Source organism: Collinsella sp. AM36-4AA, from assembly GCF_003467795.1.
Taxonomy (GTDB): domain Bacteria; phylum Actinomycetota; class Coriobacteriia; order Coriobacteriales; family Coriobacteriaceae; genus Collinsella.
Genome location: NZ_QSHS01000025.1, coordinates 1 through 20,423, shown reverse-complemented (window position 1 = coordinate 20,423; position 20,423 = coordinate 1). Strand labels below are relative to the sequence as shown.

Here is a 20,423-nt window from a genome sequence, read left to right as displayed (position 1 = left end):
CCGTCAAACACTACTTCGACGAAGGCCTCCTAGCCCGCCAAGGCATCGAATACTAAATGATCCGAAGGGGACGGAGGAAAACGGATCATTTTGCCTTATCGCCAGGTCAATGATCCGTTTTCCTCCGTCCCCTTCGGATCATTAGGCGGTGGCGCGGCCGAGCCAGTTGCCGCTGTGGTGGTAGATGGTAAACATCGTGGCCGTGATTAGCCAAGTTACGGGGTAAACCAGCAGCAGGTGCTCAAGCGACGGATCGAACGGCATAATCGCAAACACCCAGATCACCCTGAGCACGACGGTGCCAAAAATCGTGAGCATCATAGGCTGGAAGCTCACGCCAGCGCCGCGGATGGAGCCGGACGCGTTTTCGATAATCGAGAAGATCGCGTAGAACGGCGCGATGAAATGAAGAATCGTCGTGGTGTAGGCCGAAATCGAAGCATCGTCGACAAACAGACGCGACAACGGACCCGAGAACACCAGTAGCACGGCAGACAGGCCACCAATGAGCATAAACGACAGCACAAGCGACGTATGGTAGCCCTTGCGCATGCGCTCGTAGTTGCGCGCGCCAAAGTTCTGTGCCGAGAACGTGGTGATCGAAACGCCAAGCGCCTCGGTAACCATCCAGACAATGCCATCCAAACGGCCCGAAAGACCCCACGCCGTGGTGACATCGGCACCAAACGAGTTGACCGACACCTGAATCAAAACGTTGGAAATCGAATACGCAGCAGACTGAAAGCCAAGCGGCAGACCACACGAGATCATGCTCTTACAAATGCCAGGATCAATGCAGAGTTTGGACAGTGAAAGCCGCCACGCACCCGGAGCGTGCATCATACGAATCACGATCATCGTGGCGTTGGAGCAAATGGTCAGCGCCACCGCGATGCCGCAGCCCAGAGCCTCCATATGAAGCACGGCAACGAAGATGACATCCAGCACCGCATTAACAAGGCAGCCGGAAGCAATGATCACAGCAGGACCGCGTGTGTCGCCCACGGCGCGCAGCAGCGCCGTTCCCATATTGAGCAGCAGCGCCGCAACCATGGCGGCAAAATAGCAACGAGCATAGGCCACGCCCTCGGCCAATAGTTCATGCGGCGTGTTCATAAGTACCAGCATGGGCTCAACGAACACTATGCCAAGAATCGAGAAAACGATACCGCCCACCAGCGCGAGCGTCATGGCCGTATGGACCGAACGACTCAATCGCTCATCATCGTGCTGACCAAAAAACTGACCGGTAATGACCGCGCAGCCAGCGCCAACGCCAACGCAAAAGCCAATGCAGAGCTCGGTGAGCACCATCGTGGCTTGAATGCCACCCAGCGCGAGCTTGCCGCCAAACTGGCCGACGATATACGTACCAATAAGCGTGTAAGCCTGCTGAAAAAACGAGCTAAAGAAGATAGGGACGCACAGCGACAGCAGCTGTTGCCAAATGACACCCTGCGTTACATCGATAGCCGTAGATTTCTTAGCCACACGCCCTCCCCACCAGCGTACGTCAAACAACAAAACGGCAATTTAAGACCAAAGCCAATACCAGCTTAGCACCGACCGACGTCGGCCGAAACGCCCCGAACCAGAGCCCGGTGCTAACTATCTGCCTAGTGATACAGCCCCGGCTGGTAGTGGTACTCGTTGCTCACATGCGGGCACAGCTGCCAAAAGGCAACAGCGCTTGCCGCGGACACGTTGAGTGAATCGACCCCATGCGCCATCGGAATACGCACGGCGCGGTCGCAGCCTGCAATGGTCTTGGCGCCCAAGCCAGCACCCTCGGTGCCCATAAAGATTGCCAGGCGGTCAATCTCCTGGAGCGCGGGATCGTCCAGCGACACCGAATCATCCGTCAACGCCATAGCGGCACACGAAAAGCCGGCATCGTGTAGCGCCGCCAGCCCATCATGCGGCCATACGCGCGCTTCGCTGCCAATGCGTGTCCAGGGCACCTGGAACACCGTGCCCATGCTCACGCGGGCCGAACGACGATACAGCGGATCACAACACGTAGGACTGACCAAAATGCCGTCGACGTTGAGCGCGGCCGCCGAGCGGAATATTGCGCCCACATTGGTATGGTCGACAATGCCCTCGAGCACGCACACGCGCACCGGGCGCTCCCCCGCCGCCTCGACGACGCCGCCCAAGAACTCATCAACCGGAATCTGTCGCGGGCGACGAAATGCCGCGAGCGCACCGCGCGTCACATTGAAGCCCGTCAGCTGCTCCATGAGCTCCATGGAGGCAACGAACACAGGAACCGGACCCGCGCCCTCGCGCACAACCAGGCGCTCAAACAGCGGCATCATCTGGTCGAGCCAGCGCTCACCCAACAGAAAACTCACCGGCCCGTATCCGGCGCGAACCGCGCGCTCGATAACCTTAGCGCTCTCGGCGATAAAGATGCCCTTTTGCGGCTCCAGCACGCAGCGCAGCTCGCGCTCGGTCAGTCGCACGTAGGCATCGAGCCGCTCGTCCTCGAGCGAATCGATTCGCAGCACCTCAACGGCATCAGTCATAGCAGCCCGAACCCTTCCAATAGCAGCATCTATATACAACGAGGCGACGCCAGGCGTCGCCCCTCAATCATTACAACCCGATAATACCGTGGCAAAAGGTGATTTAAGCACTAACGCGACGATACGTCACGAACTCATAATCGAGGCCTTCGTCACCCTCGCCCGCGGCAATCGTGGCAACCCCTTCGCGCCGCGCAACTTCCCACGCGGGATCGGCGTCCAAGTCGGGAAAGTACGTGTCCACGGGATGGACGCAGTGGTTATGCGTGACCTCGGCCTCCACGCAGTACGGCAAAAACTGCCGATAGACATCGCCGCCGCCGATCACCCAGGCAACGGGCTCATCGGCAACCGCGGCGAGCGCCTCGCCGATACTATGCACCACGTCGACTCCCTCGGGCGTAAAATCCTCGTCGCGCGTGAGCACGATATTGCGACGATTCTTGAGCGGACGTCCACCGGGAAAACTCAGCAGCGTCTTGCGTCCCATGATGACCGGACAGCCCTTGGTACACGCCACAAAATGGCGCATGTCGGCGCGATTGGACACGACCATATCGCCCTCGCAGCCAATGCCCCAGTCGTCACACACGGCGACGATGGCAGAAAGCTTACACGTCATACCTGCCACCTATACCGCAATGGGGATGCTCTTGACCTGCGGGCCGTGCTCGTAGCCCTCGACGATCAGGTCGTCGGTCGTAAACGCGTAGAAATCGTGCACATCAGGGTTAAGCGTTACCTTGGGCGCCGCAAACTGCGGACGCTCGATAAGTTCGCGGACGATGTCGACATGGCGGTCGTAAATGTGGGCATCGGCAATCACATGCAGCAGCTCGCCGGGAATCATATCGACCGACTGCGCGACCATCATCAGCAAGATGGCGTACTGGCACACGTTCCAGTTATTCGCGGCCAAAATGTCCTGGCTGCGCTGGTTGAGAATCATGTTGAGCGTCGGTTTGTCATCCTGCGGTCGCTGTGTCACGTTATACGTCACGCTGTAGGCGCACGGATACAAGTGCATCTCGGAAAGGTCGCTAAACACGTACGTGTTGGTCATGATGCGGCGACTGTACGGCGTATGCTCAAGGTCGTACAACACACGGTCCATCTGGTCAAAGTCGCCCTCGGTATAATGGCTCTTCTGGCCAATCTGATACCCGTAGGCCTTGCCGATGGAGCCGGTCTCGTCGGCCCACTCGTCCCAAATATGGCTGTTGAGGTCATGCACGTTATTGGACTTCTTTTGATAGATCCATAGGATCTCATCCATGGCAGATTTGAGGGCCGTACGACGCAAGGTAAGCGCGGGAAACTCCTCGCGCAGGTCGTAGCGCGCCGTAACGCCAAAGTTTTTAATGGTATAGGCAGGGGTGCCATCCTCCCACACCGGACGGACCTTTTGGCCCTCGGTGGTGGTGCCATGGTCCAGAATATCGCGGCACATGGTTACAAACTGTTGATCAGCCTTGCTCATTGACCCTCCTGTCAGTCGCCTATAAGCAATTTTTATTGTAGCCCAGGCGCACGCGGCCCCACAGCCCAAACATAAGCCCTCATTTTCTGACATATGCCAGAAATTCCTTGCACAAATCCGCACGTTCGCTATTCTATTGTTGACATATGTCAGATTTGGAGCACGTATGGCAGGAAGACGCGAAAAATTACGCCGTGTTGGGATCATCCCCGAATATCGCGGCTTTACCCCCGACGGCCTTGCCAGCGGAGACGCCATCGAGATGACGGTCGATGAGCTCGAAGTACTGCGCCTGTGCGACCTGGAAGGCCTCAATCAGGAGGCCGTCGCCCAGCAAATGGGCATCGCCCGCGCCACCGTGGCGGCCATCTGCAGCCGCGCACATCGCAAGGTGGCAAACGCTCTGGTCAACGGGCGGGCGCTCGTCATCGAGGGCGGCAATATCGCGTACTCCCCCATCACCGCAACGACGGCCGCATGGCCAGCAAAGGAGGTCTACACCATGAGGGTGGCAACCACGTACGACAACGGCAACATCTTTATGCACTTTGGCCGCAGCGAGCAGTTCAAGATCTACGACATTCAGGATGGCAAGGTACTCAACGAGCAGGTCGTGGGCACCGACGGCACCGGCCACGGTGCCCTTGCGGGCCTGCTCGCCAACGGTGGCGTGGACACGCTCATCTGCGGCGGCATCGGCGGTGGCGCCATCAACGCGCTTGCCCAAGCCGGCATCACGGTGTACGCAGGAGCTCAGGGCAGCTGCGACGCTTGTGTCGAGGCCCTTATCGCCGGAACGCTCGCACAGAACGGCGAGGCCACGTGCGGCTGCCACGGCCATGACCACGCCCACGAACATGGCGAGTCCTGCAGCTGCCACGGCCATCACGAGCACGAGGGCCACGAGGGCTGCGGCTGCCACTAACGGCACGGCACCGCGAGCTCGGGGCGCGACGCTGAACGCAGCCCAACTATCAAAGCCAACAACAGAGGCCACCCGGTAGCTTCCGAGTGGCCTTTGCCATATCAAGCTGGAATTACAGCCCTATTTCTTATTGCGCATCTGCGCTTCCATCTGGCGCAGCAGGTCCATATCGGACTTAGGACCACCCGTTCCCAGGCCGCCCATGCCGCCCAAGCCCATGGCATCCAGACCGGGAATATTGGGCATGCGCATCTTCTTGCCCTTCTTGCCCTTTTTGCCCTTCTTGCCGCCGGCCTGTGCCTGATTGGCCATCGTGCGCATGCGGCCCATCATCTTGTTCATCTCGCCCCACTGCTTCATAAGGCTATTGACCTCGGTGGGGGTCACACCGGCGCCCTTGGCGATACGCGCGCGACGCTGGCCGTTGATGATGGAGGGACGCAGACGCTCCTCCTTGGTCATCGACATGATGATGGCCTCGTTCTTGTCGAAGATGCCCTCGTCCAGGTTACCGCCCATCTGGTTGAGCGCGCGCTGGCCACCGGGGAGCATGCCCAGGATACCCTTCATGCCGCCCATCTTTTTGACGGCTTTCATCTGGTCGAGCATGTCGTTCATGGTAAAGCCCTCGCGCAGCATGCGCTCGGCAGCCTCGAGCTGTTCGGCATCGGCGGCCTCCTGGGCCTTCTCGATGATGCCGACAACGTCGCCCATGCCCAAGATTCGCTTGGCCATGCGATCGGGATAGAACGGCTCAAGCGAATCGGGTTTCTCGCCCATGCTCACAAACTTGATGGGCTTGCCGGTCACCTGACGCACCGAAAGCGCGCCACCGCCACGGGCGTCACCGTCGAGCTTGGAGATAATCACACCATCAAAGTCGGTGCGCTCGGCAAACGTCGAGACCACGTTGACGATATCCTGGCCGGTCATGGCGTCGACGACCATCAGCACCTGGTCGGGCTTGACGGCCTTCTTGATGTCGACGGCCTCCTGCATCATCTGCTCGTCGATCTGAAGACGTCCGGCGGTATCGACGATGACCACGTCACGCAGGTGGTCGACGGCCTCCTGGATGGCGCCCTTGGCGATGTCGACCGGGTGCTCGCCGTCACCGCGGAAGACCGGCACGCCGATCTCGCCGCCGAGCGTGGCAAGCTGGTCGGCAGCAGCGGGACGGTAGACGTCGCACGCGGCGAGCAGCGGCGAGCGGCCCTGCTTCTTGAGCAGGTGGGCAAGCTTTACGGCAGCCGTGGTCTTACCGGAGCCCTGCAGGCCCACGAGCATGATGACATTAGGAATGCGGTTACTAAAAACGAGCTTGCTCTCGGTGGAGCCGAGCATCTCGGTGAGCTCGTCGAGCACGATCTTGACGACGTTTTGCGCCGGCGACAGCGACTCCATGACCTCGGCGGTCATGCAGCGCTCCTTAGTCTTAGCAACGAACTCCTTGACGACCTTAAAGTTAACGTCGGCCTCGAGCAGCGCCATGCGAATGTCGCGCATGGCCGAGGTGATATCGGCCTCGGTCAGCTTACCCTTGCCGCGCAGGCGGTCAAATGTGTCGTTGAGGCGATCGCTCAGGGAATCAAACACTGGTTACTCCTTAGTTGGACTCGCCCACCAGGGCGCGGCAGAAATCCTTGGCGTTAAACTCCTGCAGGTCATCGACCTGCTCGCCCACGCCGATGCGCAGGATCGGGAGCTTGAGCTTCTCGGCCACGGCCATGGCGATACCGCCCTTAGCCGTGCCGTCGAGCTTGGTCATGATAATACCGTCCAGGCCCAGCGCCTCGTTAAACTCGAGCGCCTGGTTCAGACCGTTCTGACCAGTGGCGGCATCGATCACAAGCACGACCGAAACCGGCATGGGGCCGGCGGCCATATTGGCGGCGCGCTTACGCGTCACGTTGACCACCTTGGCGAGCTCGCGCATGAGCTCGGGGCTCGTATGCAGACGACCGGCGGTGTCGATAAGCACCAGGTCGCTGCCGCGCCTGTCGGCCTCGTCGAGCACGTCGTAACAAACGCTCGCCGGGTCGGAGCCGCGGTCGCGCTTGATGACGGGAACACCGGCGCGCTGACCCCACACATCGAGCTGCTCGATGGCGGCGGCGCGGAAGGTATCGGCCGAACCGATCACGACATTCTTGCCGCGGGAAGCCATGGCGCTCGCAATCTTGCCGACCGTCGTGGTCTTGCCGGCACCGTTGATGCCCACAAACAGCACGCAGCTCGGCGTATCGGAGAACGGATCGCGCTCGATGGGCACAAAGTGCTGCTCAAGCTGCTCGGCCAGAGCGCGACGAAGCTGCGGTGCGGTCTTGAGGTTCTTCTTGGCTGCGGCATCGCGCAGGTCATCGGAGACCTGAATAGCGACCTCGGCACCCATGTCACCCATAACGAGGGTGTCCTCAAGGTCCTCCCAAAAGTCCTCGTCGACCTCGCCGCCAAAGTAGAAGACCTCGTTGAGGGCCTCGCGGCTGCGCTCAAGTCCGCGCGAGAGAGCGTCAAAGAATCCCATTATGCATTCACGACCTTTCCGGTTTCGCGATCGAGTTTTTGCGAGACGACGCGGCTGACGCCGTCGGCTTGCATCGAGACGCCATAGAGAACGTCAGCGTCCTCCATAGTACGGCGCTGATGCGAAATGACCAAGAGCTGTGTATCGGAACGCAGCACATCGAGGGCTCCGATGAGCTTGGACAGGTTGGCGTCATCAAGCGCCGCCTCGACCTCGTCCAGCACATAGAACGGCACCGTGCGCGTGCGGTACACGGCAAAGAGCAGGGCGAGCGCCGTCAGACTCTTCTCGCCACCCGACATGAGCATCATCTTGGTAATGCGCTTGCCGCGCGGCTGCGCCACAACCTCAATGCCCGTCTCGGCAGGATGCTCGGGATCGGTCATCTCAAGATGAGCCTGGCCACCCGGGAACAGCATGGCGAAGATCTCGCGGAAGTTCGCGTCGACCTTCTCAAACGTCACCAGAAACGCCTTGCGCATCTTGCGATCAATGGCCACCGTGATCTTGGTGAGCGCCTTGCGCGCGCTCTCCAGATCAGCCAGCTGCTCCTCGATGTAGTCGGCGCGGCGCTTGAGCTGCTCGTACTCCTCCATGGCAACCTGGTTCACGGGGCCCAGATTGTTGATCTGGCGCACAAGCTGGTTGAGCTCGCGCTCGGCGGCATCGCGATCGGTGGGCGCCGGCAGCATGAGCGCTTCCTCGAGCACCGTGGTACCGTCGGCGGTAATGGCCTTGATGGCCGCCTCTACCTGCACCTCGAGCTTGCCGCGCGCAACCTTGAACTCATTTTGCATCGCCGTGGCGGCATCAACCCGCTCCTTGGCACGGGAGACCCCGGCCTTGGCATCCTCGATGGTCTTCTTGAGCGAAGCGGAGTCCGCCTCTTCCAGAGAGGCCTGGTCACGCAGGCGCGCTGCCCAATCCGATGCGCGTTCCAACAGGGCAGAATAGCGTTCGTGCATGGGGTCGACGCGCAGGCGCAGCAGCTCGAGCGAGCGCGAAGCCTGGCGTGTTCCGCGGATACGACGGTCGATGCCCTCAAGACGATGCTCAAGGTCGGGCACGCGGCCCTTCAGCGAACGCAGGCGCTCGCTCGTCTGGGCCAGGCGCACCTTGGCATCGGCGAGCTTACCGGCGGCCTCGGAATCGTCACGGCGAACGCGATCGAGCTCATCGTTGGCCTCGGCAATCTGGAGACCCAGGTCGCTTGCCTGTGCACGCGCCTCGTCACGCGAACGGGTGAGCTCGTCAACGCGCGGGCGCGCAGCGCGAACGGCCTCGGAGGCCTGCTCGCGGCGCTTGGAGATGCGCACGCGCTCGACCTCGGCATTGTTGACGCTTTGCTCCAAGCGGCCGATCTCGGAGAGCAGCGAGCGGCGCTCGCCCTCAAGACGGGCGATCTCACCGGCGGCATCGCCCTCGGCGGCACGTGCCTCCTCGACGGCGGCGTTGGCCTCAACGACTTGGTCCGAAGCATGCTCAAAGATGGCAGCCAGATCGGGTTCCAGGCCCTCGAGCTCACGGATGCGGCGCTTGCGCTCCAAGGCACCCGAAGCCTCGCCGGCATCGAGCCCCACGCGCACCAGACCACCACAGCTCACGCGGGCGCCATCGGGAGTCACGTAGGTCACACCGTCAACGACAGGGGCAGCCAACGCGGCAGCCAAGTCATCGACCACGTAATAGCCGCCGAGAAGGGCCTCGACAACCGGGCCATAACCGGAGCGCACGGACAGACGATCGACCAGACGCGTACCGGCAGCGCCCTCGGCGGCAGCAGAGCCACTCACGCCGCGCGCCATCAGCAGCGCCTCGCCCGAAGCCTTCTTTTGGTCCAAAGCCGCACGACCGGCGCGCTCAAGCGTAGCGGCATCATCAAACAAAAGAGCATCGATATCGCCGGCAAGTAGTTGCTCAACCAGGCCCTCAAGCTCACGAGGGGCGTCGAGCACGTCGCCCAGACGGCCTGAGACATCGTCGCCCAGCGCGCCCACCAGACGGCTCACCAGCGGCGAGCTGTCTGCCATGCGGGCATCGAGCTTCTTTTGGCTGGCAAGCTCCGAGCGCACCTCGGACAGCTTGTTGCGCGCCTCGCTCTCACGATTACGCAAGTCCTTCAGGGCTGCACGGGCGACCTCGGTGGCCTCGCGCGCATCGTTCTGGGCCTGACGAGCCGCCTCAAGGGCACTCTCAAGCTCCTCAGCACGGTCGCGACGGCTATCAAGCGATGCTGTAACCTCCTCGAGCTGTTCATCAATCTGCTCCAGGCGCGAGGCGTACATGTTGTCCTCGACCTCGGCGTTGCTCAGCGAGTCCTTCACCTTGGCGAGTTCGAGCGCCGCGTTATCGGCCACACGCTGCACATCGCGTTGCTCACGCGTAAGCTGCGAAATCTGATTGTCGAGCGCCACGCGCCGCTCGTGGAGCTCAGCGGCGGCAGGACCAGCGGCGTCAACGTCCTCCTGGGCCTGCATGTGCGCGCCGGTCACTTCCTCAAGCTGCGCACGTGCATCCTCGAGCTCCTCGACCACGCGACGACGCTGATGCTCGGAGCTCGAGATCTGGCCGCGCATGTCGGACAGGCGCGACACCATATTGTGGCCCTTTTCCTCGAGCAGGCGCATATCGGAGTTAATGCGACCGACCACGTCTTGCATATGGCGGCGCTGCTCGCCCAGATCGCCCACAAACAGGCCCTTTTCCTCGAGCATGACCTGGAACTTCTCGAGCTCGCGTTCCTTTTCGCCCAAGCGGTACTGCGCAAGCTCAAGCTCGGCAGCACCCTCCTTGGAGCGGCTCTCCAAGTCGTTCCACTGCGACTGCAGCGAACGAAGCTCGTCGACGGCCAGCATCTGCGTAAGCTCGTTCGCGCGCGAGGACAGCTCTTTGTACTTGCGCGCGCGATCGACCTGACGCTCCAGCGGCCGCAGCTGACGGGCGATCTCCTTATTGATGTCGCGGGCACGGGTCAAGTGCTCGTCCATCGAATTAATCTTTTTGAGCGCACGCTCCTTGCGGCGCTTGTGCTTGGAGATGCCGGCGGCCTCCTCGATGAGGGCACGGCGCTCCTCGGGGCGGCTCTGCAAAATGGCGTCGAGCTTGCCCTGGCTGATGATGGAATGCGTATCCTTGCCCAAGCCCGAATCGTGCAGGATGTCCTGAATGTCCATCAGGCGGCACGGACTCGAGTTGATGAGGTACTCGCTTTCGCCCGAGCGATACATACGACGGGTGATGGCGACCTCGTCAAAGTCGACGGGCAGCATATGGTCCGAGTTATCGAGCACCAGCGTGACCTCGGCGACACCCACCGGCTTGCGCGCTGACGAGCCCGAGAAGATGACATCCTCCATGGCCTGGCCGCGCAGCTGCTTGGCGCTCTGCTCGCCCAGGACCCACAGAATCGAGTCAGAGATGTTCGATTTTCCCGAGCCGTTGGGACCGACGATGACGGTCAGGCCCGGCTCAAACGTCATATGGGCGCGGTCGGCAAACGACTTGAACCCTTTGAGCGTGAGGGACTTGAGATACACGGTTCCTCGCTTAAACAGGCTTCTTGTTGAGAATCACGCCGTTGGTGGTGTAGCCCATGCGGTCAAGTGCCTCGAGTGCAGCGGCTCCCTCGGCTTCCTTCTTTGAGGAGCCGGAGCCGCGACCCTGGCGAATACCATCGATCAACACCACGGCGGTAAAGGTGGGCGCATGCGCCGGGCCCTCGGAGCCAACAAGCTTATACGCGGGAGGCTCATGGCCGTCTGCCTGCACGCACTCCTGCAAGAACGACTTGGGGTTCGCAGGATGCTCGGCACGCTCAGAGGCCAAATGGGGCTTAAGCGTACGGTGGATAAACTCCGCCGCCGCATCCCAGCCAGCATCCAGATACAGCGCGCCCACGAGCGACTCATAGACGTTCTCGAGCGCCGAGTGCAGGCCACGCGCGCCGGTACCGGTCTCGGAGGCACCAAAGATGATGATGTCGTCGATACCCAGCTCGTGCGACACCTCGGACAGCGTAGCGCCCGAGACAAGCGACACCTTCAGGCGCGTGAGCTTGCCCTCGTCAAACTCCGGATAGGACTCAAACAGGGAGCGTGCGACCACAGCGCCCAAAATGGAATCGCCCAAGAATTCAAGGCGCTCATAGCTGGCAGAAACCGGCTGGCCCTCGACTGCCGAGGGATGCGTAAGCGCCGCGCGCAGCAGCACCTTATTATTGAACTCGTGGCCCAGGATTTCCTGGGCACGCGTAAGTCGTTCAGACAAAGCCAAGACCTAGGCCTCCCTGGCGTTTTCGATCGCGTCGACGGCGTCGGCGACAGAGTTGAGCGAGAGCAGAGTCTCGTCATCGATCTCGAGGTTGAACTCGTCCTCGATAGCCGTAACCAGCTGCAGGCGCTCGAGCGAGTTGGCATCGAGATCGTCAAAGGTGGTCTCATCGCTAATTTCGGCAACATCGACGCCCAGAACGTCAGCAGCGACCTCGGCGATCTTGTCGAAGATTTCGGAGCGGTCCATAGCGCTTCCTCTCATAGTGAATGAATACCAAAAGAATGGTACCGCCCGGGCGGTACCAAGACACGGTTCTGATTCTACCCCACGAAGCAGGCCGCGAGGCACATAACAGCGCTCTAACTCGCTCTTACAAAACGATGCCGTCCATGGAGTTGGCGACGTTCTCGACCAGCCCCGCGCGCACGGCTTCGGCCGCCGCGAGCGTACCGTTTTTAACAGCCTCGACCGAGGTGGCGCCATGGCCGATTAGGACCACGCCACGCAGGCCCAAAAGAATCGCACCGCCCTTGGCATCACCAGAGAGCTTGGCCTTAATCTCGCGCATCTGCTTTTTGATGAGCAGCGCGGCGATCTTGGTGCCGAGCGAGGCCATAAAAGCACCCTTGAGTTCCTGCAGCAAAAACTTGGCAGCGCCCTCGGTGGCCTTGAGCGCAATATTGCCCGACATGCCATCGGCAACGACGACATCGAAATTGCCCGAGGTGAGGTCGGTGCCTTCGCAGTTGCCCACAAAGCCGGGAACGGCGGCTTTCATGGCCGGGAAGCAGGCCTTGGTAAAGTTGGAACCCTTCTCGTCCTCGGTGCCATTGGCAAGCAGGCCCACGCGGGGATGCTCGATGCCCAGGACGACGCGGGCATAGGCGCTACCCATCTGGGCAAAACGCACCATGTCATCGACCTCGACATCGGGGTTGGCGCCCATATCGCACAGCACCGTCAGACCGCCGGCGCGATTGGGCAGCGCATTGGTCAGACAGGGACGCACCGGCTGCTTCTTGCCTTCGGCCATATATCTAAACGGCGTCACATAGGCGGTGGCGGCAGCGGTCATGGCACCGGTCGAGCCGGCGGAGAAGAACGCGTCCGCGTTGCCCTTTTTGATGGCGCGGCAGGCAAGCACGATCGACGATTTACGCTTGGTCATCACGGCGCGAATGGGATCGTCATCCATGGCGATAACGTCGGGTGCCTCAAGAGCCTCAACACGTGCATGGGAAGCAGCAAAGGGATTGACGATTTCAGCGGGGCCAGCTGCCAAGACCTCGATATCGGGATCGGCGGCAAGCGCAGCCTCGATACCATCGAGAACAACCTGAGGTTTCTCGTCTCCGCCCACAATGTCTACACAAACGCGAACGTTACTCATATACATACTCCTTATACAAAAATGGCCGACTCATTGAGCCGGCCATTGTGGTTCCATTTGGAACGGCATCGCATCCAGAGTATACCGTTACTCGGTAACGATAACCTCGCGGTCCTTGTAGAAACCGCAGCTGGGGCACACGTGGTGCGGAAGCTTGACAGCGCCGCAACGGGGGCACGTGGACTGAGCCGCAGCCGAGATCTTCATGTTGGCGGAACGACGGGTGTGAGTGCGGATACGACCCTGCTTTTGTTTAGGTACGGGCATAGTGACCTTCCTTATGAACTATCCAGTGTGGCGATTACGCGCAAGTAGCGATACTACCACAGTTTTACTCATCGAGCTTGAGATTCTTCAATGCTGCAAATGGATTTTCCGTGGCAGCGGCCCATTCTGCCTCTGCCTGGGCGGCGCAATCGCATTGCTCGACGTTGAGATTGCAACCGCAAGTGGGGCACAGGCCGCGGCAATCGGGCTTGCACAGAACGACAAACGGCGTGTCCATGACGACCGCGTCGTTGATGGGCTCACCCAGATCGACGATGCGGTCCTCACCCAGGAGCTCGTAGCCGACCTCGTAGGTCTCGGGATCCTCGGGCTCCTCGAAGAGGTAGAACTCCTCGATCTCGCCGGCGATATCAAACGAGGCAGGCTCCAGGCAACGGTCGCACTCGCCGGTGGCGTGCGCGCGGACCATGCCCGTGAGCAAGACACCGGTGCCGGCATTGGTAAAGACAACGTCGTAGTCGATGCCGTCCTGTAGCTGGTACTCCTTCTCGCCCACCGTGTAGGTGGCAACATCAACCTTGCCGGTCAGCGGATACGAATCACCAGGAAACTCGAGCTGCTCAGAAAGATCGACGGTAACGCTCGGGAACTCAGCCATTACCACTGACCATTCTGTTGGGCGGCACCCTCGTTGAGCTGCTGACGGCAACGGGTAACGGTGCCGGTCAGGCTCTTGAGGTTCTCCTCCAGGTGCGTAAAGACCTGCTCTGCGTAGTCCTCGGCAGCATAACGCGTCTCGCGCTCGTACTGCTGGGCACGATCGCGGATGTCGTCGGCCTGCTGCTGTGCCAGACGGACGATCTCCTGCTCACCGGCAATGGTGAGGGCCTGCTGCTGAGCGTCGGCGATGATGGAATCGGCCTGAGCGGCGGCGGATGCCATAAGCTCCTCGCGCTCCTTAAGGATACGGCGGGACTTCTGCCACTCCTCGGGATAGCTCATGCGGATCTCGTCGAGGATGTTGAAGAACACGTCGGCGTCGATGACCTTGAACTGAGCGTTCTTGCCGAAAGGCGGCTTGGCTTCCTCGATCAGCCCTTCGAGCTCATCGACCAAGCTGACGATCCTATCGCCAGGAAAATTCTCGCCCGGCATCCGGTCTCCTTTCATAGGTAACATATCATCGTGCTAGTTTACCACATGCCACCAGGCAATAAAAAACGTCACGAAAAGCGGTGTCTGAGCGCTTCGACCACGTTGGGCGGGACAAACGTCGATACATCGCTGCCGAGCGAGGCGATCTGGCGAACGACCGAACTCGAGATATAGCCGTACTGCGGCGCACTCATGACAAAGATGGACTCAAGCTCGTTATCCAAGCGATAGTTGAGGTCTGCCTGCTGCAGCTCGTACTCAAAGTCGGTCATGGCGCGCAGGCCCTTGACCACGGCCCCCGCCCCCTGCTCGCGAGCGAAGTCGACCAAGAGGCCGGTAAAGGGCAGGACCTCGACGCCGTCGATATCACCGAGCGCCTCGCGAGCCAGCGCCACGCGCTCATCCAGCATAAACGTGGTGCCCACACCGTTTTTACCCTGCGACTCGGCGACAGCGACGATCACGCTGGGAAAGATGCGGCGGGCACGGCGGATGACGTCGATATGGCCAAATGTGATGGGATCGAAGGTGCCCGGGACAATCACGCGGTTGATAGTGTCATTCATGGGCGTCCTCCGTGGGTGCGTCGCTATCGATACCATCATCCTCGCCGTTGCCGACCCAACGAAGCAGGTCGACCGAGGTAATGCCGTAGCGCTTCTCGCGCACGATCTCAAAGCCTGCCGGATGCGCGCCCGCATCGGCGGCGGCATGCTCAAACAGGGCATAAGCGCCAGGTGCAAGCAGACCCTGCTGAGCCAGGTTCTGCAGCAGTTCCTCGACCGGCTCGGCACCAAAAGCATAGGGCGGGTCGAGCAGGACCAGATCAAAGGGGCCGCCCGGCACACGACCGCGCGAGGCGCTCGCCAGCATGTCGCCCGTTACCACGCGCCAACGCGCACGGTCACGGCAGAGCGACTCGATATTCTTGGTAATGAGCCGCGCGGCATTCCGATCGATCTCGAACGTCGTGAGCGAACGGGCTCCCCGCGAGAGCATCTCAATGCCTAGGGCACCGGAGCCGCCAAAGGCATCCAGTACGCGGACCTCGTCCAAATCAAAGTCAAAGGCCGATAGGACCATGGATGCGCACGCTTCGCGCACGCGGTCGGTCGTCGGACGCGTAACATCGCGACCGCGCGGCTCTTCGATTTTGCGACCGCGCCATTCACCGCCGATGATTCTCATCCTCCGCTGACCTCCTTAAAAATGTGTCGATATCGCATGGCGACCGCATCGCGCAGGGGGCGCGTCGCCACGGAGTCAAGGGTGCAAGCATACCGCAAGAGCTCGACCGCGTCCAAATGGGCCCATTCGATAAGGTCCTCATCGGCGTCCAGGTCCACAAAGCGCAAGGTCACGCCGCCGTGCTGACGGTAACCCAGGATTTCGCCCTCGTGACGCAGACGCAGGTCCATCTGGGCAAGCGTAAAACCATCCGAAGTTTTTTCGAGCGATTGCAGGCGATCTTGTGCTGCCGACGCGCCGCCGTTGCCCTTGGAGTGCGTCATGACCAGGCACGTGCCCGACACACTGCCGCGGCCCACGCGACCGCGCAGCTGGTGCAGGGCAGCCAAACCAAAGCGCTCGCCGTTCTCGATGACCATGACGGTGGCGTTAGGCACGTCGACGCCCACCTCGACCACCGTAGTCGAGACGAGCACGTCAATCTCGCCACGCTTAAAGGCATCAATAACCTGGTCCTTCTCCCCCGCTGGCATACGGCCGTGAAGGCGCTCGATGGCAAGGCCCGGCAACGCCAGACGCAGGCGATCGAGCTCGGTCGCCGTATCGTGCAGCGGTACGGGAACCGTCACGCGGCCCTCATCGTCGCGGGCAATACCGGGCACGTCTTCCAGCTCATCGGCCGAGTCACTCGGCTCCACGAGCGGGCAAATCACGTAGGCCTGCTGACCCTTTTCATGCGCCTCACGGATGGCGCCATAGGCCAGGTCGCGACTCGACTCGGTGAGGACGCGCGTCGTCACGCCGGCACCCGGAATGGGACGATGGCGGATGATGCTCGTATCCAGGTCGCCATAGACCGAGAGCGCCAACGTGCGCGGGATAGGCGTGGCCGTCATAACGAGCAGGTCCGCACCGGGGCCCTTCGCGCGTAGGGCGTTGCGTTGGCCGACGCCAAACCGGTGCTGCTCATCGATGACCACGAGCGACAGATGCTTGAACGCCACGTTATCCGAAAGCACCGCGTGGGTGCCAAAGAGGACATCGAGCTCGCCCGATTCCAGCTGGGCATGGATCCACTCGCGCTCGGCCGCTGGCGTGGCGCCCGTCAGGAGCGCCCAGGTCATGCCAGCCTGCGAGAGCAAGGGGCCGGTCTTATCGGCATATTGACGCGCCAGCACGCCCGTGGGCGCCATAACGCAGGCCTGCGTGCCGCTATCGGTAGCCACAGCCAGCGCGCAGGCGGCAACGGCGGTCTTACCGGTACCGACATCGCCCAGCAGCAGGCGGTTCATCACGCGCCCGCCATCGCACATATCGCGCAGGATATCTTGGAACGCGGCCTCCTGCTCGTCGCTCAGCGAAAATGGCAGGGCCTGCTTGAGCGCGGCCAGGTGCTCGCCCGCGGCGTGGGCGTAGGGCACCACATCGACCAGGCTGCCGTCGTTGCGCAGGCGCAGCGCCAGCTGCAGGTAAAGGCACTCCTCGTAGGCAAGCCGTGCGCGCGCGATATCGCGCTCAGCCATGCTCGAGGGAAAGTGAATTGATCGAAGCGCACGAGCATTGCTCATCAGGCGACGCTTAACGCGCAAGCGTGCGGGAATCGGGTCGAAGGGATTGCCGACGACCTCGAGCGCGCCACTTACGATGCGGCGCATCCATGCCTGGCTCACGCCGTCACTCACATAATGGACCGGCAAAATGGTGCCCGCAGCACGCCCGTCATCGAGCTTTTCAAAGTGCGGCGAGGCCATCTGCTTAAAACCGTAGGCAAACTCGACCTTGCCCATCACGGCCAGGCGGTCGCCCTGCTTAAGCTGCTGGGCAATCCAAGGCTGACGGAAAAAGGCGACCTGCAGCACGCCCGTCTCGTCAACGAGTGAGACCTCGGTCACCTGCGTGCGCGGACGCGGCTTCTTTTGAACGATACGGTCGACCGTGGCGATGATGGTGCACACGGTACCGATGGGCGCCATCTCGATGGACCAGGAGCGCGTAAAGTCCAGGTATCGATGAGGGATATGCAGAAGGAGGTCCCCCACCGTCCGAATTCCCAGACGGCGAAGGGCCTCCTCACGTTTACCCGAAACATATTTGAGTCGCGCGATATCCTCGTCGAGCGCATTGCTCTGGGCAAAGCGATCCGAGACGCGCGGCACGGAGCAGAGCTCAGACATGGGCAGATGCCTACTCGATCGAGAAGATCACGGGATAGAGCGGCTGCTCGCCACGATGGGCGTCGATCTCCAGGTCGGGCTGAGCCTCCTCGATAGCGTCGACGATCTCCTGGAAGGCTTCATCGGACAGCTCCTCGCCGGCCAGAATCGTCAGCGCGTCGCCCTCCTCTTCCTCCTGCATACGGTTGATACAATCGAGCGTGACCTGTTTCACATCGGAGCCGACCACATCGATGGAACCGGCAATGATACCCATGACGTCACCGGAGTGAATCGGGGAGCCGTCCGAGGCGCTGGAGTCGCGCACGGCGCGGGTGACCTCGCCATCGCGGACCTCGCTGATGGCGTCAACCATAGCGGCGACGGCGTCCTCGAGATCGGAATCGGGCAGGACCGCGAACAGCGCGGAGAAGGCCTGCGGAACGGTCTTGGTGGGAACGACGGCGACCTTCTTGTCGGTGCAGGCAGAGGCGGCGGCCTCGGCAGCCATGCGGATGTTACCGTTGTTGGGCAGGATGATAACCGAGGTCGCGTTGACCTGGTCAACGGCGCCCAGCAGGTCTGCAGTCGAGGGGTTCATGGTCTGGCCACCCGACACGATCACGTCGACGCCGAGGGACTTGAGGATGTCTGCCTCGCCGGAACCGGCGGCAACGGCGACAAAGCCCAGCGCCTTGGCGGGCTCGGCAGCCTTCTCCTGGTCCTCATGAATCTTGGCGGTACGGTCGTGGGCCTCCATCTCCATGTTGTGGATAAAGACCTCGTAGATCTGACCGAGCTGCAGCATGTGCTCGAGCACCAGGTTGGGGGTGTTGGAGTGCACGTGGATCTTGTAGTCGGGGTAGGCGCCCACGAGCAACTCACAGTCACCCATGGAGCCCAGGAACTTGAGGCACTCGTCCTCGTCAAAAGGAGCGTCGGCCTTAAAGAGGAACTCGTTGCAGTAGCGGAACTCCGAGCCCTCCCAGTCGTCGTTGGCCTCGATCTCAACACGACCAAGGGCCGCGTCGCGGGCAGAGCCAGCGGAATCAAACGTGGCAGAGAAATCCTCGACAACGGTGCTGCGGCCAAGCGCAGCGGCAACAAAGTTCTCAAGGAAAATAGCAAAGCCGAAGGCGCCGGAGTCGACCACGCCGTTCTCCTTCAGAACGGGCAGCAGGTCGGGCGTGCGGGCGACGGACTGGTAGGCCTCGACGACGATAGCGTCGAGCGCATCCTCGGCCGAGAACTTCTTCTTTTCGCACTCGTCGGCCTTGGTCGAGACATCGCGCAGCACCGTGAGGATCGTGCCCTCGATGGGCTTACGGACGGCCTGGAAGGCGACCTTGACGGCTCGGCGGAACGCATAGGCAATGTTGGCGGACGTAATGGGCTCGTCGGCAGAGACAAGACCCTCGGCCACGCCGCGCAGGATCTGCGAAGTGATGACGCCGGAGTTGCCGCGGGCGCCCATCAGGGAGCCGTGGGTGATGGCGCCGGCAATGGCCTCCATGTCGGCATCGGCGGGAAGGGCAGAAAGCTCCTTGGTCACCGAGGCGAGCGTGAGCGACATGTTGGTGCCGGTGTCGCCGTCGGGCACGGGAAAGACGTTGAGCTTGTTGATCTCCTCGGCCTTGTCGGAAACGGCAGCCGCAGCGATCGGAAAACAGGTGCGAATGGTCTTTGCAATCATGGGTATTTGAATCTCCGTTTTCGGATGCTAGTTCAGACGGCTCTTGAGCGCGTCGATATGGATGCCGATCTTAAGGCTGGCGGGATCGATCTGGGCGATCTCCTGCAGGGTGAAGGCAACGGAGCTCGAAAGATTGTGGCAGACGGACTTCATGTTGACGCCGTTCTCGAGCACGACGTGAAGATCGACCGTAAGGCCGTTCTCGTCGGCGGAGACAAGCACGCCCTTGCGGAGGCGCTGGCCGGCAAGCAGGCGCACGCTCTCGGCGCCCTGGAGCTGCTCAGCCATACCGACGACGCCATAGCACGTCATCGCGGCATAACCGGCAATATCGGCAATAACGTCGTTCGAGACGCTCAGGCTGCCGTTAATGGTCTCAGACACAAGAATCTCCTTATCTGGTGCTCGCGGCACCATGTCGTGGGAGCAATCATTGCAATATTTTACAACGACCGCGCCATGTTGAGGTGGTGGGTCGCGGGATTACATCCTCGACACGAAATGTTGATATGGCAACGTTCGAGTCAAGTGGTCGCGGCATGAAAAAACCCGCCGCTTAAGCGACGGGTTTTACAACCTGGCTCCCCGGGTAGGACTCGAACCTACAACAGCGCGGTTAACAGCCGCGTGCTCTACCATTGAGCTACCGAGGAATTAAAAAGCCCAGCGAAATGGGCTGAGAAATTCTGGCTCCCCGGGTAGGACTCGAACCTACAACAGCGCGGTTAACAGCCGCGTGCTCTACCATTGAGCTACCGAGGAATAGGTGCGTGCTCTCAAGCAACGAAGTTTATTATACGGACGAATCAGCTTAGGGCAAGAACTTTTTTGAGAATTTTTCCGACCTAGTCATTGGGCCTTGATTCTCATCTTCATTGCAACAG

Annotated in this window: 19 protein-coding genes and 2 tRNA genes; 1 reads left to right on the top strand and 20 read right to left on the bottom strand. The window is 61.1% G+C overall.

Annotated features, from left to right (window positions below):
* Positions 1-141 precede the first annotated feature (141 nt).
* From DW850_RS08105 to thyA, 4 genes are all read right to left on the bottom strand, one after another.
* Positions 142-1,491, bottom strand: a complete 1,350-nt coding sequence (locus DW850_RS08105; RefSeq protein ID WP_117647336.1) for an MATE family efflux transporter — start codon at positions 1,489-1,491, stop codon at positions 142-144.
* Positions 1,492-1,616: 125 nt separating this feature from the next.
* Positions 1,617-2,531 carry an RNA methyltransferase gene (locus DW850_RS08100; RefSeq protein ID WP_117786776.1) on the bottom strand — a complete coding sequence of 305 codons (915 nt, stop codon included), beginning with the start codon at positions 2,529-2,531 and terminating at the stop codon, positions 1,617-1,619.
* Between the two features lie 103 nt (positions 2,532-2,634).
* Complete coding sequence (locus tag DW850_RS08095; protein WP_117774244.1) at positions 2,635-3,153, bottom strand: dihydrofolate reductase; 519 nt, start codon at positions 3,151-3,153, stop codon at positions 2,635-2,637.
* A gap of 9 nt (positions 3,154-3,162) precedes the next feature.
* A complete protein-coding gene (gene thyA, locus DW850_RS08090; RefSeq protein ID WP_117774243.1) occupies positions 3,163-4,011 on the bottom strand; it encodes a thymidylate synthase in 849 nt (282 codons plus the stop codon).
* Between the two features lie 166 nt (positions 4,012-4,177).
* Between thyA and DW850_RS08085 the strand changes: the two genes are divergently transcribed.
* The gene (locus DW850_RS08085) at positions 4,178-4,936 is read left to right on the top strand and encodes a DUF134 domain-containing protein (protein ID WP_117774242.1); all 759 of its coding nucleotides are present in this window, start codon (positions 4,178-4,180) and stop codon (positions 4,934-4,936) included.
* 120 nt (positions 4,937-5,056) lie between these two features.
* Here DW850_RS08085 and ffh read toward each other — a convergent pair whose 3' ends face one another.
* From ffh to DW850_RS08005, 16 genes are all read right to left on the bottom strand, one after another.
* Complete coding sequence (gene ffh / locus DW850_RS08080; protein ID WP_117774241.1) at positions 5,057-6,532, bottom strand: signal recognition particle protein; 1,476 nt, start codon at positions 6,530-6,532, stop codon at positions 5,057-5,059.
* Between the two features lie 10 nt (positions 6,533-6,542).
* Positions 6,543-7,460 (bottom strand): signal recognition particle-docking protein FtsY, encoded by a 918-nt coding sequence (gene ftsY, locus DW850_RS08075; protein ID WP_117629291.1) that lies wholly within the window; start codon positions 7,458-7,460, stop codon positions 6,543-6,545.
* The gene (gene smc, locus DW850_RS08070; RefSeq protein ID WP_117646446.1) at positions 7,460-10,996 is read right to left on the bottom strand and encodes a chromosome segregation protein SMC; all 3,537 of its coding nucleotides are present in this window, start codon (positions 10,994-10,996) and stop codon (positions 7,460-7,462) included. Before smc ends, ftsY begins: the two co-directional genes overlap by 1 nt.
* Positions 10,997-11,006: 10 nt before the next feature.
* Positions 11,007-11,732 carry a ribonuclease III gene (rnc, locus tag DW850_RS08065; RefSeq protein ID WP_117637759.1) on the bottom strand — a complete coding sequence of 242 codons (726 nt, stop codon included), beginning with the start codon at positions 11,730-11,732 and terminating at the stop codon, positions 11,007-11,009.
* A gap of 3 nt (positions 11,733-11,735) precedes the next feature.
* Complete coding sequence (locus tag DW850_RS08060) at positions 11,736-11,978, bottom strand: acyl carrier protein (protein WP_055309519.1); 243 nt, start codon at positions 11,976-11,978, stop codon at positions 11,736-11,738.
* Between the two features lie 124 nt (positions 11,979-12,102).
* Complete coding sequence (gene plsX / locus DW850_RS08055; RefSeq protein ID WP_117629287.1) at positions 12,103-13,122, bottom strand: phosphate acyltransferase PlsX; 1,020 nt, start codon at positions 13,120-13,122, stop codon at positions 12,103-12,105.
* Between the two features lie 87 nt (positions 13,123-13,209).
* Positions 13,210-13,389, bottom strand: a complete 180-nt coding sequence (rpmF, locus tag DW850_RS08050; RefSeq protein ID WP_022094017.1) for a 50S ribosomal protein L32 — start codon at positions 13,387-13,389, stop codon at positions 13,210-13,212.
* A 64-nt stretch (positions 13,390-13,453) separates the two neighbouring features.
* Entirely contained in the window at positions 13,454-14,008 is a 555-nt protein-coding gene (locus DW850_RS08045) for a DUF177 domain-containing protein (protein ID WP_117786775.1), read from the bottom strand.
* Complete coding sequence (locus DW850_RS08040) at positions 14,008-14,505, bottom strand: ATPase (RefSeq protein ID WP_040358176.1); 498 nt, start codon at positions 14,503-14,505, stop codon at positions 14,008-14,010. The genes DW850_RS08045 and DW850_RS08040 overlap by 1 nt, the downstream gene beginning before the upstream one ends.
* Positions 14,506-14,573: 68 nt before the next feature.
* Complete coding sequence (coaD, locus tag DW850_RS08035) at positions 14,574-15,071, bottom strand: pantetheine-phosphate adenylyltransferase (RefSeq protein WP_117564151.1); 498 nt, start codon at positions 15,069-15,071, stop codon at positions 14,574-14,576.
* Positions 15,064-15,693 (bottom strand): 16S rRNA (guanine(966)-N(2))-methyltransferase RsmD, encoded by a 630-nt coding sequence (gene rsmD / locus DW850_RS08030; RefSeq protein ID WP_117786774.1) that lies wholly within the window; start codon positions 15,691-15,693, stop codon positions 15,064-15,066. The genes coaD and rsmD overlap by 8 nt, the downstream gene beginning before the upstream one ends.
* Positions 15,690-17,867, bottom strand: a complete 2,178-nt coding sequence (locus DW850_RS08025; RefSeq protein ID WP_117786773.1) for an ATP-dependent DNA helicase RecG — start codon at positions 17,865-17,867, stop codon at positions 15,690-15,692. Before DW850_RS08025 ends, rsmD begins: the two co-directional genes overlap by 4 nt.
* A 10-nt stretch (positions 17,868-17,877) precedes the next feature.
* Positions 17,878-19,539 carry a DAK2 domain-containing protein gene (locus DW850_RS08020; protein WP_117583418.1) on the bottom strand — a complete coding sequence of 554 codons (1,662 nt, stop codon included), beginning with the start codon at positions 19,537-19,539 and terminating at the stop codon, positions 17,878-17,880.
* Positions 19,540-19,566: 27 nt separating this feature from the next.
* A complete protein-coding gene (locus tag DW850_RS08015) occupies positions 19,567-19,956 on the bottom strand; it encodes an Asp23/Gls24 family envelope stress response protein (protein ID WP_187361832.1) in 390 nt (129 codons plus the stop codon).
* Positions 19,957-20,117: 161 nt separating this feature from the next.
* Positions 20,118-20,192: transfer RNA gene (locus DW850_RS08010), tRNA-Asn, on the bottom strand.
* Between the two features lie 34 nt (positions 20,193-20,226).
* A tRNA-Asn gene (locus tag DW850_RS08005) sits at positions 20,227-20,301 on the bottom strand.
* Positions 20,302-20,423: the final 122 nt, after the last annotated feature.